The sequence below is a fragment of the Friedmanniella luteola genome, from assembly GCF_900105065.1.
Lineage (GTDB): Bacteria > Actinomycetota > Actinomycetes > Propionibacteriales > Propionibacteriaceae > Microlunatus > Microlunatus luteolus.
In genome coordinates this window covers 3,078,878-3,095,165 of record NZ_LT629749.1, presented here as the reverse complement: position 1 = coordinate 3,095,165, position 16,288 = coordinate 3,078,878, and the positions used below count along the sequence as shown (strand labels likewise).

Genomic DNA, 16,288 nt, shown 5'->3' with positions numbered 1-16,288 from the left:
CCGCTCGGTCGCGGATCTCGCTCGGGCCCCCTGTCCTCCTCCCTCCCGGGCAGGACGAGGAGCGTGTCCTGCCCGTCCGGTCGTCCGGACAGCGGCGCGAGATCCGGGTGCCTGGTCGGCGGCGCCGTGACCCGCTCGCCGTGCTCGACCCGCGCTCCCTGAGCTCGTCGAAGCGCCGTCGACCAGCTCAGGCGACGGTGCGGTCAGGCCGCGGGTGCAGGATCGGGCTGGTGACTCAGCGGGCGGCGGGCCCCGTCGAGGCTCGCTGGACCAGCTCGATGGGGAGCAGGACCTGGCGCGGCGCGGCGTCGGCGTCCACCAGCAGGCGGCCGACCTGGCGGCCCCGCTCGCGGATCGGCTGCCGGACCGTGGTCAGGTCCCGGGCCGCCGCGTCGGCGATGTCGTCGAAGCCGCACACCGACACCCGGCCGGGGACGTCGACGCCCAGCTCGGCCAGCGCCGTCAGCGCGCCCAGGGCGAGCACGTCGCTGAGGCCGACCACCGCCGTCGGCGGCTCCGGCCGCTGCATCAGCGCGCGGGCGGCGGCGGCGCCGGACGCCAGCGCGTTGTGCCCGCCGGAGACCAGGGTGATCCGGCCGGGCAGGCTCTGCTGCAGCCCGCGCAGCCGGGAGGCGTAGTCGAGGAACGTGACCTCGGCCGGGTCGAGCTCGACCACCTCGCGGCCGGCCGGGGCGTTCCGCTCCACCAGCACCGCCACGTCGCGGTGACCCAGCGCGGCCAGGTGCTCGCCCACCAGCACGCCGCCGCGCAGGTCGTCGATGGCCACCCAGGACGCCTCCGGGTCGTCGCGGATGTCGGTGCCGACGAAGCGGATGCCGCGGGCGCGGGCGACGGCGGCCGCGGGGTGCTGCTCCGGCAGGCACATGATCGTGAGCGCGTCGATGCTGGCCCGCTGGATCGCGGTGACGTCGGGCCCCTGCTCGGAGAACGCCAGCGGCATCAGCAGCACGCTCGTCTGGTGCTGCTCCACGACCTCGCTCAGCCCGGTGAGGAACTCCACGGCGAAGGGGTCGGAGAAGGCGTAGGAGAGCTGCTCGGTCAGCAGCACCCCGACGGCGCCCGAGCGGCCGACGCGCAGGGTCCGGGCCGCCGCGTCGGGGCCGGCGTAGCCCAGCTCGGTGGCGGTGGCCAGGATCCGCTCGCGCAGCTCGCGGGAGAGCTGGTCGGGGCGGTTGTAGGCGTTCGAGACCGTCGCGGGGGAGACGCCCAGCGTCGCCGCCAGCGTCTTCACCGTCACCCGGCCCATCGTCGTCCGCCCCTTCCTGCTGGCTGGTCGGGACGTGCGCCGGTCCCGACCGGCACCCAGTCTGACCCCGTGGGGGGCGGGGGGACGCTCACGCGAGCGGCAGCGTCGGTCGGGTGCCCTTGACGCCGCGGCCGGCCAGCGCCGCGTACCCGGGGGCCACGGCGCCGGCGACGTGCTCGGCGGGGTAGGGCCAGCTGCCGCGGGCCAGCGCGTCGGCCTCCGCCACGCCGGACTCGACCAGGTGGGTCAGCTCCCCGGAGACGGCGGCCACCCGGCCGCGGGTGCCGAAGACGAACTCGCGGTCCACGAGGTCGCCGTGCCCCGGCACGGCCCGGGTGCCGGCGGTCATCAGCCCGATCACCCCGTCCAGGGTGGCGCCCCAGGCGTGCGGCACGCTGTCCGGACCCCACCACGGGGCCGCCGTCTCGGGCGTCGGCGCGGACTCGACGAGGTCCCCGACGAACAGCAGGTCGGCGTCCGGGACGACGACCACGAGGTCGCCCTCGGTGTGCCCCGGCCCGAGGTGGGCCACCTCGACGCGCCGGTCGCCGAGGTCGACGGCCACGGCGACGGCGATCTCCCGCGCGGGCGGCGCCAGGGCCGCCGGGTCGACGCCGAGGGCCCGGGCGGCCCCCGCCGAGACCGCGGAGGCCAGCGCGGCGGGCAGGGTCTCGTGGCCCAGGGTGGGCACGTCACCGAAGGCGGCCAGCCCGAACGCGTGGTCGGGGTGGGCGTGGGTGACGACGACGCCCACCAGGGGCAGGTCCGTCGCGGCGGCCACCGCGGCCCGCACCGCGGCCCCCTGCTCCGGGCTCGAGCCGGTGTCGACGAGGAGGGCTCCGGTGCGGCCCAGCACCAGGCCCAGGTTCACGGCGTCGGGTTCGGCTACGCAGACGAGGACGCCCTCGGCCACCTCCCGCCAGGGGCCGAGCGAGAACGGCGGGGCCGCGCCGCCCTGCCGGGGCTGGCCTGCCGTCGGCTGCTGGTCCATCCCGCTAGACTGGCACTCTGGCCATCTGAGTGCCAACCCGGCCGCGCGCGGGCGTCCGACGCCCGCACCGCCGACCGCCCGCGACCCGACACGAGGAGGGGACATGGACGACCGCAAGCTCGAGGTGCTGCGCGCCATCGTGACCGACTACGTGTCCAGCCAGGAGCCGGTGGGCTCCAAGGCCCTGGTGGAGCGGCACGACCTCGGCGTCTCCCCGGCCACCGTCCGCAACGACATGGCCGCGCTGGAGGAGGAGGGCTACATCACCCAGCCCCACACCAGCGCCGGCCGGATCCCCACCGACAAGGGCTACCGGCTCTTCGTCGACCGGCTCGGCACGGTCAAACCCCTGTCGCCGGCCGAGCAGAAGGCCATCCACACCTTCCTCTCCGGCGCGGCCGACCTCGACGACGTCCTGCTGCGCACGGTGCGGCTGCTCGCCCAGGTCACCCAGCAGGTGGCGATCGTGCAGTACCCGACCCTCAGCCACTCCACGGTGCGGCACGTCGAGGTCGTCTCGCTCTCCAGCTCGCGGATGCTCCTCATCCTCATCACCTCCACCGGTCGGATCGAGCAGCGCGCGCTGGAGCTCCCCGACCACGAGACCGAGACGCTGGCGTCGCTGCGCGCCCAGCTGAACGCCGCCACGGTCGGCCACCCGTCGTCCGTCGCGGCCGCGCGGCTCAGCGCGCTGGTCGACGAGCTGCCGCCCGAGCTCGGCGCGATCGGCCAGGTGGCCGCGGCCACCCTGCTCGAGATGCTCAGCAGCGAGACCTCCACCCGGATGGTCGTCGGGGGCATGCCCAACCTCACCCGCTACGGCGCCGAGTTCGAGACGACGGTCAAGCCGGTCCTCGAGGCGCTGGAGGAGCAGGTCGTGCTGCTCAAGCTGATGGGCGAGGCCACCACGGCCGACGCCGTCACCGTGCGCATCGGCCAGGAGAACCCGTACAAGGAACTACAGTCGACGTCGGTCGTCGCGAGCGGCTACGGCAGCCAGCTCGACATCTTCGCCACGCTGGGCGTCGTCGGCCCCACCCGGATGGACTACCCCTCCACCATGGCCTCGGTGCGTGCCGTCGCCCGCTACGTAGGCCGTTTCCTCTCCGAAGGATGATCACCCCACACCATGAGCTCTGACTACTACGAGATCCTCGGCGTCACGCGGGACGCGACGCCGGAGCAGATCAAGAAGGCCTACCGCCAGCTGGCCATGAAGCTGCACCCCGACGTGGCCACGGAGGCCGACGCCGGCGACCGGTTCAAGAAGGTCGCCGAGGCCTACGAGGTGCTGCAGGACCCGAAGAAGCGCGACCTCTACGACCGCGGCGGCGACCCGCTCGGCGGCGGGATGGGCGGCTTCGGCGGGGGCGGCGGCTTCGGCGGCCAGGCCGGCGGCTTCGACTTCACCAACCTGGTCGACGCCATGTTCGGGCAGCAGACCACCCGCGGCCCGCGCTCCCGGGTGCGGCGCGGCCAGGACGCCCTGGTGCGGCTGTCGCTCGAGCTGGCCGAGGCCGCCTTCGGCACCACCAAGCCGCTCCAGGTCGACACCGCCGTGCTCTGCCCGCGCTGCAGCGGCTCGGGCGCCACGGAGGGCTCCGAGCCCGAGACCTGCCGGACCTGCCACGGGCAGGGCGACGTGACCCACGTCCAGCGCTCGTTCATCGGCGACATCCGCACCACCCAGCCGTGCCCCACCTGCCGCGGCTACGGGACGGTCATCCCCAACCCGTGCGTCGAGTGCTCGGGCGACGGCCGGATCCGCTCGTCGCGCACCATCAACGTCAAGATCCCGGCGGGGGTCAGCACCGGCAACCGGATCCACCTCGCCGCGCACGGCGAGGTGGGCCCCGGCGGCGGCCCGGCCGGCGACCTCTACGTCGAGCTGGCGGTCGCCCAGCACGAGGTGTTCCGCCGCGAGGGCGACGACCTCGAGGTGGTCGTCAAGATCCCGATGACGGCGGCCGCGCTCGGCACCGAGGTGTCCGTGGCCACGCTCGAGGCCGACCTCGAGGACGCCGACGAGGCCGACCGCAGCGTCCAGGTCACCGTCCCGGCCGGCACCCAGTCCGGCACCCGCGTCGCCCTGGAGGGCAAGGGCGTGCCGCGGCTCCGGTCCAACGGCCGTGGCCAGATGGGCGTCACGCTGCTGGTGCAGACCCCGAGCCGGCTGGACGAGGAGCAGCGCGAGCTCGTCCGCCAGCTCGCCGAGCTGCGCGGCGAGACAGGCCCCGAGGGCACCGTGCAGAAGCACGGCCGCGGCGTCTTCGGCCGCCTGCGGGACGCCTTCGCCGGGCAGTGACCGTCGTCGGCGACGGGGCCGGGAGCACGTCGTGACCGCGCCGCTGTTCCTGCTGGAGACGCTGGCCGACCCGCGGCCCGCGGTGGGCGCGGTGCTGGAGCTCGGCGGTGACGAGGGCCGGCACGCCGCCGTCGTCCGCCGGATCGGCGCCGGCGAGCAGGTGCTCGTCGCCGACGGCCGCGGTCGCGGCGTCCGCGCCGAGGTGACCGCCGCGTCCAAGGCCGGGCTGACGCTGCGGGTGGTCGAGCACCTCGACGCGCCCGACCGGGCCCTGCGCGTCGTCGCCGTGCAGGCGCTGGCCAAGGGCGACCGGTCCGAGCTCGCCGTGGAGATGCTCACCGAGGTGGGGGTCAGCGAGATCTGGCCGTGGCAGGCCTCCCGCTCGATCGTCCGCTGGTCCGCCGAGCGCGGCGAGAAGTCGCTCGGTCGCTGGCGCTCCACCGCCCGCGAGGCCACCAAGCAGTCCCGCCGCCTGCTCCAGCCGGCCCTGCGACCGGTGCTCAGCACCGCCGGGCTCTGCCGGGAGCTGGCCGGCGTCGACCTGGCCCTCGTGCTGCACGAGGACGCCACCACCGCCCTCCGCGACGTCGACCTGCCCGAGCGCGGCACCGTCGCCCTCGTCGTCGGCCCCGAGGGCGGCATCACGCCCGAGGAGCTGGAGCAGTTCGCCGCCGCGGGCGCCCGCGCCGTCTCGGTCAGCGACGCCGTGCTGCGCACCTCCACCGCCGGCGTGGTCGCCGTCGCCGGCCTGCTGCTGCGCTGAGACCTGCGGGCCCGGCCGCCCGGTGCCAGGCTGGCCCCAGACCCCGGCCGGGCCCGGCGCGGGGAGGCCGAGGAGGAGCCCGTGACCGTCTGGACCTGCCGCACCTGCGCCGTCGAGCACGCCGACACCGACGCGCCCCCCGCCACCTGCGCGATCTGCTGCGACGAGCGCCAGTACGTCCGCCCCGCGGGGCAGCGCTGGACCACGCTCGACGAGCTGCGGGCCGAGGGGCACCGCGGCCGGCTGGCGGAGGTGGAGCCCGGGCTGACCGGCATCAGCGTCGAGCCGCAGGTCGGCATCGGGCAGCGGGCGCTGCTCGTCCGGACGCCGGGCGGGAACGTGCTGTGGGATCCCGTGGGCTACCTCGACGACGACCTCGTCGCGGAGGTCCGCGCGCTCGGCGGGGTGGCGGCCATCGCCGCCAGCCACCCGCACATGTTCGGTGCCCAGGTCGCCTGGTCGCGGGCCTTCGACGACGCCCCCGTCCACGTGATGGCCGCCGACGCCGGCTGGGTGCAGCGGCCCGATCCGGTCGTGCGGCTGGTCGAGGAGACGGTGGAGCCGGTGCCCGGCGTGCGCCTGGTGCGCATCGGCGGCCACTTCCCGGGCAGCGCGGTGCTGCACCTGACCGGCGCCGACGGCCGCGGCGTGCTGCTGACCGGCGACACCGTGGCCGGCACCCCCGACGAGCACTGGGTCGCCTTCCTGCGCAGCTACCCCAACAAGATCCCGCTGTCGGCCGCCGTGGTCGGCCGGGTCGCCGACCGGGTCCTGGAGCTGGACTTCGACCGGCTCTACGACAACTTCGGTGGCCGGGTGCGCGCCGACGCCGCCGCCTGGGTCCGGCGCTCGGCGGACCGGGTGGTGGCCTGGACCCGGGGCGACTTCGACCACCTGACCGGAACGGGTTGACGAGGGCCGGAGCGGCCACGAGCCGGCCGGTCCGTGCCGTAGTCTCGGTCCTCGCCGAAGTGCCCGGACCGCGGGGCCGTCCGGGAGGGGGAGTTCGGGTGAGTGAGCCGCAGGCCCTCGTCGGCGACCGCTACCGCCTCGTCGAGAAGGTCGGCTCCGGTGGCATGGGCGTCGTCTGGGAGGCCTGGGACGAGCGGCTGGAGCGCCGGGTGGCCCTCAAGCAGCTCCGCACGCACGCCGGCGTCAGCGAGGAGGAGGCCGAGCTCGCGACCCAGCGGGCGATGCGGGAGGCCCGGATCACCGCCCGGCTGCACCACCGCCACGCCGTCCCCGTCTTCGACGTGGTCGAGCACGAGGGCCGACCCTGCCTGATCATGCAGTTCGTCCCCTCCGTGCCGCTCTCCGCGGTGCTGCGCGACGGCGGGCCGCTCTCCCCGGCCGAGGCGGCCCGGCTGGGCGCCGAGGTGGCCTCCGCCCTCGCCGCCGCGCACCAGCTCGGCATCGTGCACCGCGACGTCAAGCCCGGGAACATCCTGGTCGCCGACGACGGCGAGGCCCTGATCAGCGACTTCGGCATCTCCCACGCCCTCGGCGACGCCACGCTGACCTCGACCGGGCTGCTGCACGGCACCCCGGCCTACCTCGCCCCCGAGGTCGCGCGCGGGACCAGCGCCAGCGCCGCCTCCGACGTCTACTCCCTCGGCGCCACGTTGTACGCCGCCCTGGAGGGCGAGCCGCCGTTCGGCACGGACTCGAACTCCATCGCCCTGCTGCACCGGGTCGCCGCGGGGGAGTACCCGCCGCCGCGTCGCAGCGGAGCCCTGGGACCACTGCTCACCCGGATGCTCGCGCGGGAGCCCGACGACCGGCCCACCATGCGGCAGGTGGCCGACGAGCTCGCCGCGACCCGGGGCGAGCCCACCGCGCCCGCCGACCCGGTGCCGCCGACGCTGCCCCTGGCCGCCGTGGGCACGCCGGCGCCCGTGGCGGAGACCACCCGGGTCACGGTCCCCGCGGCCGCACCGCTCCCGGCGACCGCGCTCCCCGAGCCGTCGCCGGCCCCGTCCCCGGTCGTCGTACCCGGCGGCCGGGAGGTGGAGCGCCGCCGTCGGCGGGGCCTGCTCCCGGTGCTGCTCGGGCTCGTCGCGCTGGTCGCGGTCGTCGTCCTGGCGGTGGCGCTGCTGCGCCCCGACCCGACGGGCACGGCGACGCCGGACCCGCAGACCTCGGCGGCCACCAGCCCGGCCGGCCCGGCGCCCTCGCAGGACAGCGCGAGCGCCGACCCGACCCCGACCGCCGTGTCCTCACCGACGCCCACCCCCACGCCGACGCCGACCCGCACGCCCACGCCAACGCCGTCCCCGACGCCGAGCCGGGACGGCGGCGCGCCCACGGCCGGCGATCTCGCCGCCGCCATCCGCACCTACTACCGCCTGGTGCCCGACGACACCGACGAGGCGTGGCCGCTGCTGACGGGGCGCTACCAGTCGGGCACCACGGGTGGCCGGGACGCGTACGAGAACTTCTGGGACGGGATCGAGGAGGTCTCGGTCCGCTCGGTGCGGGGCACCCCGCCGGGCGGTGCGGAGGCCGTGGTCACCTACACCTACGACGACGACCGGGTGGTGCGGGAGCGGACGTCCTTCCGGCTGGTGGAGCAGGGCGGCGTGCTCAAGATCGACGACTCCACCGTGATCAGCTCCACCGGCTGACGCACCGGTCCGCGCCGGAGGGCCGGGCCGAGCGCTCCGGCGGGCGTGGCAGGGTAGAGGCATGAGCGACATGACGCAGTCCTACGAGCAGACCCCGGACCGGGAGGAGCAGCTCGACCAGGACCAGCTGCAGTCCCAGACGAACCTCGAGGAGCGGGGCGTCGACGACGCCCTCGACGAGGGCTACTCCCCGCCGGAGAAGCCCTCGGTGCTGCTGCGCGAGGGTGAGCACGACTCGATGGACGCCCGGCTGTCGGAGGAGATCCCCGAGCCCGACCCGTACGCCGAGACCGACCAGGAGAAGGGGCTCGACGACGGCGTCTCCGACGAGTCCGACTTCCTCGACACCGAGACCGGCGACGAGCGCGCCGGCCGTCTGATGGACCTCGACGAGGGCATCGGGCCGGACGACGAGGGCTCCCTGCTGGCGACCGACGCCGGGATCGACGCCGGCGCGGCCACCGCCGAGGAGGCGGCCATGCACATCGTCCCCGACGACCAGGTGTGACGACCACCGGCGCCTGAGCCGGCCACCGCTGCCCGAGCCCGTCGAGGGCCCTTCGACGGGTGCGGGGGGAGCGCGGAGACCATGGCGCCGATCACCCGCCCTCGTGGGAATCTTCAGCCGTACGGGCCGGTTGACTAGGATGTCATCGCGACCACCCCCGAGAGCTGCCCCGGCAGCCCCCTCACAGCGAGGAAACCCCTGAGCAGAACAGACAGCCCGGCCCGGACCAACGACCCGTCCCAGCCCCGCCCGCTCGGCGCCGCGCGCCCCGAGGAGCCCGCGCTGGACGAGATCCGCCGCGTGACCGTGCCGGTCTCGGTGGACATGGTCAACATCCTGGGCCCCGGCGATGAGTTCCTGCGGATCCTGGAGCGCGAGCTGAGCGCCGGCGTCCACGTCCGCGGCAACGAGATCACCCTGACCGGTTCGGCCCCCGAGGTCGACGCCGCCGCCGAGGTGCTGACCGAGCTCGTCACGGTGCTGCGCACCGGGCAGGGCCTGACGGCGGACGCCGTCGAGCGCACCTGCGCGATGGTCGTCGGCCGCGAGGAGACGCACCCCTCCGACGTGCTCACCCAGAACATCCTGTCCTCGCGCGGCAAGACGATCCGGCCGAAGACGCTGAACCAGAAGCGCTACGTCGACGCCATCGACAAGCACACGGTGGTCTTCGGGATCGGCCCCGCCGGTACCGGCAAGACCTACCTGGCCGTGGCCAAGGCGGTGCAGGCGCTGCAGAACAAGCAGGTCAACCGGATCATCCTGACGCGGCCGGCCGTCGAGGCCGGGGAGCACCTGGGCTTCCTGCCCGGCACGCTCAACGACAAGATCGACCCGTACCTGCGCCCGCTCTACGACGCGCTGCACGACATGCTCGACCCCAACACCATCCCGCGGCTGCTGACCGCCGGGACGATCGAGGTCGCGCCGCTGGCCTACATGCGCGGCCGCACGCTGAACGACGCCTTCATCATCCTCGACGAGGCCCAGAACACCTCGATGGAGCAGATGAAGATGTTCCTGACCCGGCTGGGCTTCGGCTCGAAGATCGTGGTGACCGGCGACGTCACCCAGGTCGACCTGCCGGGGGGCACCCGCAGCGGGCTCCGCGAGGTGCAGGCGATCCTCGACGACGTCGCGGACATCTCGTTCAACCACCTCACGAACCACGACGTCGTCCGGCACAAGCTGGTCGGCAAGATCGTGGCGGCCTACGACGTGTTCGAGGCCCAGCAGCCGCCGCCCGTGGCGCGCGGCCACCGGTGAGGGCGCCCCGATGAGCGTCGACATCAACAACGAGTCCGGTCTGGAGGCCGACAGTCCGGGCCTCGTCCGGCTCGCCACCTTCACCCTCGACCAGCTGAGGATCCACCCCCAGGCCGAGCTGTCGATCCTGCTCGTGGACGAGGACACCATGTCCGCGTACCACGAGAAGTACATGGGCGAGCCCGGCCCGACCGACGTCCTCAGCTTCCCGATGGACGAGCTGCAGCCGCCGGACGACGACGAGGAGCCCCCGCTGGGGATGCTCGGTGACGTGGTGCTCTGCCCGGCGGTCACCAGCCGTCAGGCGACCGAGCACGGACGCTCCGCCGACGCCGAGGCGGAGTACCTGCTGGTGCACGGGATGCTGCACCTGCTGGGCTACGACCACGCCGACGACGAGGAGAAGGCCGAGATGTTCGGCTTGAAGGACCGCGTGCTGGCCGCCTGGGCCGAGCAGCGTCCCGACCGGGCCGGCCGCTCGTGAACCAGCAGGACGCGGTCCAGCTGGCCGTCGCCCTGGTCCTGGTCGTGCTCGCGGGCCTCACCGCTGCCGCGGAGGCGGCCCTCTACTCGTTCTCGAAGGCGCGGGCCGACCGGCTCGTGGCCGACAACGTCGCCGGGGCGGGCCGGGTGCGCAAGATCGCCGAGGACCCGCCGCGCTTCCTGAACACCGCGCTGCTGCTGCGGACGATCTTCGAGATCTCCGCGATCGTGCTCGTGGCGCTGGTGGTGTTCGGCATCTTCGCGACGACCACCGAGCGCGTGCTGATCACCGCCGGGTCCATGATCGTCGTCTCCTACATCTTCTGGGGGGTCGCGCCGCGCACCCTGGGACGCCAGCACGCGAACAGGATCGCCTGCGCCGCGGCCGGCCCGCTGGTCGCGTTCACCCGGGTGCTGGGGCCGATCCCGCGGCTGCTGATCATGATCGGCAACGCCCTCACCCCGGGCCGTGGTTTTGTCGACGGCCCGTTCGCCACCGAGGCCGAGCTCCGCGAGATGGTCGACTACGCCGAGGCCAGCGCGGTGATCGAGTCGGGCGAGCGGAAGATGATCCACTCCGTCTTCGACCTGGGCAACACCATCGTCCGCGAGGTGATGGTGCCGCGGACCGACATGGTCTTCATCGAGGAGCACAAGACGCTCCGGCAGGCGGTGTCGCTGTCCCTGCGCTCCGGCTTCAGCCGGATCCCGGTGATCCGCGACGGGCTCGACGACGTGGTGGGCGTGCTGTACCTCAAGGACGTCATCAAGCGGGTCTACGACTCCCCGGGCACCCAGTCCACCGAGCGCGTCGGGCCGATGATGCGGCAGCCGGTCTGGTGCCCGGACTCCAAGCCGGTGGACGAGCTGCTGCAGGAGATGCAAGCCAAGCGCGTGCACCTGGTGATCGTCGTCGACGAGTTCGGCGGCACCGCGGGGATGGCCACCATCGAGGACATCCTCGAGGAGATCGTCGGTGAGATCACCGACGAGTACGACGAGGAGAACACCGACATCACCGAGCTGGGGGAGGGCCGCTACCGCGTCTCGTCGCGGCTCCCGCTGGACGAGCTGGGCGACCTCTTCGGCCTCGAGCTCGACGACGAGGACGTCGAGACGGTGGGCGGGCTGATGGCCAAGCAGCTCAACAAGGTGCCGATCGCCGGCTCCGTCGTCACGTTCGAGGGCCTCGAGCTGCTGGCCGAGCGCTCCACCGGCCGGCGCAACCGGATCGGGGCCGTCGTGGCCAGCCGGGTGCGGACCGAGGAGCGTCCCGAGGACGACAGCCGGACCGACGACCACCGCACCGACGCGGCCACCCGGCTCGTCGTCGACGAGACGGCGCCGGTCGCGTGAGCACCACCGACGCAGCCCCCGCGGCGCCGACCGACCCCGAGGACGTCAAGATCCTCACCCTGGCTCGCGCCGCGCTGGCGCGCACCGGGGCCCGGCAGGGCGCCTGCGTCCGCGACACCGACGGCCGGACCTACGCCGGCACCAGCGTGGACCTGCCGCACCTGCGGCTGTCGGCGATCTCCGTCGTGGTCGCGATGGCCGTGTCCTCCGGCGCCGAGGGCCTGGAGGCCGTCGCGCTGTCCAGCACCGACGACCCCGACGACGACGACCTCGCGGTCGTCGCCGACCTCCCCGGTCAGGGCGTGGTGCTCTGGCACGCCGACCCCCGGGGCCAGCTCCGACGGAAGGTCGACGTCCGTGCCCGCACCTGAGGACCTCCCGGGCCAGATGGCCTCGACGGCGCCGGAGGGGTTCCGGTCCGGCTTCGCCTGCTTCGTCGGCCGTCCCAACGCCGGCAAGTCGACGCTGACCAACGCCCTGGTGGGCAGCAAGATCGCCATCGCGTCGTCGAAGCCGCAGACCACCCGGCACGCCATCCGCGGGATCGTGCACCGAGCGGACGCCCAGCTGGTGCTGATCGACACCCCGGGCCTGCACAAGCCGCGCACCCTGCTGGGGGAGCGGTTGAACGACCTGGTCCGCGGCACCTGGACCGAGGTCGACGTCATCGGCGTCTGCCTGCCGGCCAACCAGAAGATCGGCCCGGGCGACACCTACCTGGTCGGGGAGATCGCCAACCTGCCACGCAAGCCGATGCTCGTCGCCGTGGCCACCAAGTCGGACCTCGTCGGCCCGCAGCGGATGGCCGAGCACCTGATGGCCATCTCCGCGCTCGAGGAGAAGCTCGGCATCCGCTGGGAGCACATCGTCCCCGTGTCCGCCGTCGGCGACGACCAGCTGGACGTGCTGGCGGACACCCTCGTCTCGCTGCTCCCGGAGGGTCCGCCGCTCTACCCGGAGGGCGAGATCACCGACGAGCCGGAGGAGACCCTCGTCGCCGAGCTCATCCGCGAGGTCGCCCTCGAAGGCGTGCGGGACGAGCTGCCGCACTCGATCACCGTGGTGGTCGAGGAGATGAACCTGCGGGAGGGCCGGCCGGCCGAGAAGCCGCTGCTCGACGTGTTCGCCTCGATGGTCGTCGAGCGCGACTCCCAGAAGGGCATCATCATCGGCCACAAGGGCGAGCGGCTGCGCGACATCGGTGCGGCCGCCCGGCACCAGATCGAGGCGCTGCTCGGCACCCCCGTGTACCTGGACCTCCGGGTCAAGGTGCTCAAGGAGTGGCAGCGCGACGCGAAGCACCTGAACCGGCTGGGGTTCTGAGACCCTGCCGATGACGGGCGTCCGGTCCCGCCCCCGCAGGCGGGACCGGACGGCTCAGACCGACGCCAGCTCCCCGGCCGGCTGCTCCTGAGCGGCCGGGTCCAGCTGCCGCTCGTACATGTGGAACACCCGGTCGAGCCGGTAGCCCAGCGCCTCGTTCACGGCGATCATGTGCGTGTTGTCGGCCTGGTTCCAGGTCTCGACGAGCTGGACCTGCGGCTCCACCTCGGCCAGCCACGCCATCATCTCGATCTTGAGCAGCAGCCCCAGCCGGTGCCCGCGGTGCCCGCGCGCCACCGCCGTGTCGCCCTGGAAGGCCCAGGTGGGCCGCACCGGGTCGGTCACCATCATCGTGTGCCCGCCCAGCACCCCGGTGCCGCGGTGGCGGGCCAGCACCCGGTACAACCGGTCCCCGCGACCCTCGCGGGCCGTCTCGATGTCGCGGACGAGGTCGGCGTCGTAGACCTCGCGCTCCCAGGTCAGGTCGCCCATCGGGGCGTCGTTGATGGACTCGGCGACCACGGCGATCTCGGCGAGGAGCTCCTCGGGGACCGGCGGGGTGAGCCGCACCAGCTCGTAGTCCGACGCCGCGGCCTCGGCGCCGGCGCGCAGCCGGGCGATCTCGGCCGGGTCCACGTCGGCGAGCCGCTGGCGGCGTCGGGCGTCGGGACTGGCGTAGTGGAAGCCGGTGCCGGCCAGGAAGGCGGCGGCCGCCGCGTCGTCGGCGGCGCACCCCATCCAGATGGTGGTCCGGCCGGCCTCCCGGGTGCGGCGGAGGACCTCGGCGGCCATCGCGGTCCCGTGCCCGCGACGCCGGGCGTCCGGGCGGACGGTGATCTGCGCCCAGACCAGGTGCCGGTTGTCACGGTGCGGCAGCTCGACCGCCAGCACCCCGACCGGCGCGCCCCCGCCGTCGGGGACGAGGAGGAACTGCTCCTCCGGGTGCAGGTCCCAGCCGTAGCGGAGCCATCCGGCGTACCGCTCGCGGACGACCTCGGGGGCCGTCGGGTCGTCCAGCCGGCGCGAGGCTTCGAGGATCTCCGCTGCTGCGCCGACCGCCTCGTGGTCGTCGGGCTGGATGCGTACGTAAGGCATGCAGCCAGGGTGGCCCGGCGCCGCCGGGCCGGCCACCGGTTTTCGGGGGGCTGCTTGGTGCTCCGGCCGGCCCGCGCTACTGTGACCGCATGGCTGGCACCGGGCGTCTCGTCGCGCTCCTCCTTCGCTGCCGCAGCGAGGCCCGCTAAGGGCTGGCATCCTCGCTGCGGAGTCCGAGCCTGTCCGGCCTGCTCCCGAACCTGACTCAGCGAGGAACGCATGACCACCACCCCTGACCACACCGTCTTCGGCACGCGTGCGCAGTCCGTGCCCGTGCAGCAGCCCAGCCCCATGCCCTACGGGCGCTACCGCGCCTTCCCGCCGGTCGACCTGCCCGACCGCACCTGGCCGGCGCAGCAGATCACCGCCGCACCCCGGTGGCTGTCCACCGACCTGCGGGACGGCAACCAGGCCCTCATCGACCCGATGACCCCGGCCCGCAAGCACAAGATGTTCGAGCTGCTGGTGCGGATGGGCTACAAGGAGATCGAGGTCGGCTTCCCCTCCGCCAGCCAGTTCGACTTCGACTTCGTCCGGCAGCTGATCGAGCGGGGCATCCCCGACGACGTGACGATCTCGGTGCTGACGCAGGCCCGCGAGGACCTGATCGAGCGCACCGCGGAGTCGCTGGTGGGGGCGCGGGCGGCGACGATCCACCTCTACAACGCGACGGCGCCGCTGTTCCGCCGCGTCGTCTTCGGCGTCGACAAGCCGGAGTGCATCGCGCTGGCCACCCGCGGGACCGAGCTGGTGATGAAGTACGCCGAGCAGCATCTGGGCGACGTCGAGTTCGGCTACCAGTACAGCCCGGAGATCTTCACCGGCACCGAGCTGGACTTCGCCGTCGAGGTCTGCGACGCCGTGATGGACGTCTGGCAGCCCAGCGCCGGACGGGAGATCATCCTCAACCTGCCGGCGACGGTGGAGATGGCGACGCCGAACGTCTACGCCGACCAGATCGAGTGGTTCAGCCGGCACGTGCGGAACCGGGAGCACGTCGCGATCTCGCTGCACCCGCACAACGACCGCGGCACGGCGACCGCGGCCACCGAGCTGGCCCTGATGGCGGGCGCCGACCGCGTCGAGGGCTGCCTGTTCGGCCACGGCGAGCGGACCGGCAACGTCGACCTGGTGACGCTGGGCATGAACCTGTTCAGCCAGGGGATCGACCCGAAGATCGACTTCTCCGACATCGACGAGATCCGTCGCACGGTGGAGTACTGCACGAACCTGCCGGTCCACCCGCGCCACCCCTACGCGGGCGACCTGGTCTACACCGCCTTCTCCGGCTCCCACCAGGACGCCATCAAGAAGGGCCTGGAGGCCCTGGAGAAGCAGGCCGCCGCCGAGGGCGTGCCCGTCTCGGAGCTGATGTGGGAGGCCCCGTACCTGCCCATCGACCCGCACGACGTCGGCCGCTCGTACGAGGCCGTGATCCGGGTCAACAGCCAGTCCGGCAAGGGCGGCGTCGCCTACATCATGAAGTCGGAGCACAACCTCGACCTCCCGCGCCGCCTGCAGATCGAGTTCAGCCGCGTCGTGCAGTCCCACACCGACAGTGACGGCGGGGAGGTCGGTGCCGCCCGGCTCTGGGACATCTTCACCACCGAGTACCTGGCGCCGGACGCGCCGTTGACCCTGCGGGGGGTCAAGTCCGCCTCCGCCAGCGGCCGGCACGACTCGGTCGAGGCCACCGTGGTGGACCGTGGCCGCGAGCGGCAGATCTCGGGGGAGGGCAACGGGCCCGTCTCGGCCTTCGTCGACGCCCTGTCCTCGCTGGGCTACCACGTGCGGGTCCTCGACTACGCCGAGCACGCGCTGTCCTCGGGCGGCGACGCCCTGGCCGCGGCCTACGTCGAGTGCGAGATCGGCGACGGCGAGAACAGCGTCGTCGCCTGGGGGGTGGGCATGGACGCCAACATCGTCGCCGCCTCCCTCAAGGCCGTCACCTCGGCCGTCAACCGCACCGCCGGCTGAGATCGTGCAGCGATCTGCCGCGACCACGCGGCAGATCGCTGCACATCGGCGGCGTCGTCCACCGAGGTCGCCGGCCATCGGTTCGCGGGGGTGCTCCGCACCGACTGCGGAGGTGCACCCGCGCAACGACCCCCGTCCCGAGCTGCTCGGTCTCGCCCAGACCCAGGGTGGCGTCGTCACGGCGGGGCAGGCCGAGAGGCGCGGGCTGGGACGGCATGCCCGCGCCCGCCGTCCAGCCCTTCCCGCTGTCCTGGGCGGCTCTGGCCTGGTCCGGGACCCTCCTCCGCGGGTCCGTGGCTCGGCTCGCAGGACCGGCTGCCGCCCACCTCC

At 73.8% G+C, this 16,288-nt stretch carries 15 protein-coding genes; 12 read left to right on the top strand and 3 right to left on the bottom strand.

Annotation, left to right across the window (positions count from 1 at the left end; translation table 11 throughout):
* Window positions 1-235: 235 nt before the first annotated feature.
* Window positions 236-1,267 carry a substrate-binding domain-containing protein gene (locus BLT72_RS14585; RefSeq protein WP_091413781.1) on the bottom strand — a complete coding sequence of 344 codons (1,032 nt, stop codon included), beginning with the start codon at window positions 1,265-1,267 and terminating at the stop codon, window positions 236-238.
* A gap of 88 nt (window positions 1,268-1,355) precedes the next feature.
* The gene (locus tag BLT72_RS14580; RefSeq protein WP_157720512.1) at window positions 1,356-2,258 is read right to left on the bottom strand and encodes an MBL fold metallo-hydrolase; all 903 of its coding nucleotides are present in this window, start codon (window positions 2,256-2,258) and stop codon (window positions 1,356-1,358) included.
* Window positions 2,259-2,361: 103 nt separating this feature from the next.
* On the opposite strand from BLT72_RS14580, the gene hrcA reads away from it, so the two are divergent.
* From hrcA to era, 11 genes are all read left to right on the top strand, one after another.
* Complete coding sequence (hrcA, locus tag BLT72_RS14575) at window positions 2,362-3,375, top strand: heat-inducible transcriptional repressor HrcA (RefSeq protein ID WP_091413777.1); 1,014 nt, start codon at window positions 2,362-2,364, stop codon at window positions 3,373-3,375.
* A gap of 12 nt (window positions 3,376-3,387) precedes the next feature.
* The gene (dnaJ, locus tag BLT72_RS14570) at window positions 3,388-4,563 is read left to right on the top strand and encodes a molecular chaperone DnaJ (RefSeq protein WP_091413774.1); all 1,176 of its coding nucleotides are present in this window, start codon (window positions 3,388-3,390) and stop codon (window positions 4,561-4,563) included.
* A gap of 31 nt (window positions 4,564-4,594) precedes the next feature.
* Entirely contained in the window at window positions 4,595-5,326 is a 732-nt protein-coding gene (locus BLT72_RS14565) for a 16S rRNA (uracil(1498)-N(3))-methyltransferase (protein WP_091413772.1), read from the top strand.
* An 81-nt stretch (window positions 5,327-5,407) separates the two neighbouring features.
* On the top strand, window positions 5,408-6,238 hold the full coding sequence (locus BLT72_RS14560) for an MBL fold metallo-hydrolase (protein ID WP_091413771.1): 831 nt from the start codon (window positions 5,408-5,410) through the stop codon (window positions 6,236-6,238).
* Between the two features lie 98 nt (window positions 6,239-6,336).
* Window positions 6,337-7,950, top strand: coding sequence for a serine/threonine-protein kinase (locus BLT72_RS14555; protein ID WP_091413769.1), 1,614 nt, complete (start codon window positions 6,337-6,339; stop codon window positions 7,948-7,950).
* A gap of 61 nt (window positions 7,951-8,011) precedes the next feature.
* Complete coding sequence (locus BLT72_RS14550) at window positions 8,012-8,458, top strand: DUF5709 domain-containing protein (RefSeq protein WP_231930067.1); 447 nt, start codon at window positions 8,012-8,014, stop codon at window positions 8,456-8,458.
* A 324-nt stretch (window positions 8,459-8,782) separates the two neighbouring features.
* The gene (locus BLT72_RS14540; RefSeq protein WP_091417513.1) at window positions 8,783-9,724 is read left to right on the top strand and encodes a PhoH family protein; all 942 of its coding nucleotides are present in this window, start codon (window positions 8,783-8,785) and stop codon (window positions 9,722-9,724) included.
* A 10-nt stretch (window positions 9,725-9,734) separates the two neighbouring features.
* A complete protein-coding gene (gene ybeY, locus BLT72_RS14535; protein ID WP_091413766.1) occupies window positions 9,735-10,208 on the top strand; it encodes an rRNA maturation RNase YbeY in 474 nt (157 codons plus the stop codon).
* Window positions 10,205-11,563 (top strand): hemolysin family protein, encoded by a 1,359-nt coding sequence (locus BLT72_RS14530; RefSeq protein ID WP_091413765.1) that lies wholly within the window; start codon window positions 10,205-10,207, stop codon window positions 11,561-11,563. The genes ybeY and BLT72_RS14530 overlap by 4 nt, the downstream gene beginning before the upstream one ends.
* Window positions 11,560-11,934 carry a cytidine deaminase gene (locus BLT72_RS14525; protein ID WP_091413763.1) on the top strand — a complete coding sequence of 125 codons (375 nt, stop codon included), beginning with the start codon at window positions 11,560-11,562 and terminating at the stop codon, window positions 11,932-11,934. Before BLT72_RS14530 ends, BLT72_RS14525 begins: the two co-directional genes overlap by 4 nt.
* A gap of 16 nt (window positions 11,935-11,950) precedes the next feature.
* Window positions 11,951-12,886 carry a GTPase Era gene (era, locus tag BLT72_RS14520; protein ID WP_091413761.1) on the top strand — a complete coding sequence of 312 codons (936 nt, stop codon included), beginning with the start codon at window positions 11,951-11,953 and terminating at the stop codon, window positions 12,884-12,886.
* A 54-nt stretch (window positions 12,887-12,940) separates the two neighbouring features.
* On the opposite strand, the gene BLT72_RS14515 is transcribed toward era, so the two are convergent.
* Window positions 12,941-13,981, bottom strand: a complete 1,041-nt coding sequence (locus BLT72_RS14515) for a GNAT family N-acetyltransferase (RefSeq protein WP_157720511.1) — start codon at window positions 13,979-13,981, stop codon at window positions 12,941-12,943.
* Between the two features lie 219 nt (window positions 13,982-14,200).
* Between BLT72_RS14515 and leuA the strand changes: the two genes are divergently transcribed.
* On the top strand, window positions 14,201-15,958 hold the full coding sequence (leuA, locus tag BLT72_RS14510) for a 2-isopropylmalate synthase (RefSeq protein WP_091413759.1): 1,758 nt from the start codon (window positions 14,201-14,203) through the stop codon (window positions 15,956-15,958).
* The last annotated feature ends 330 nt before the right edge of the window (window positions 15,959-16,288 follow it).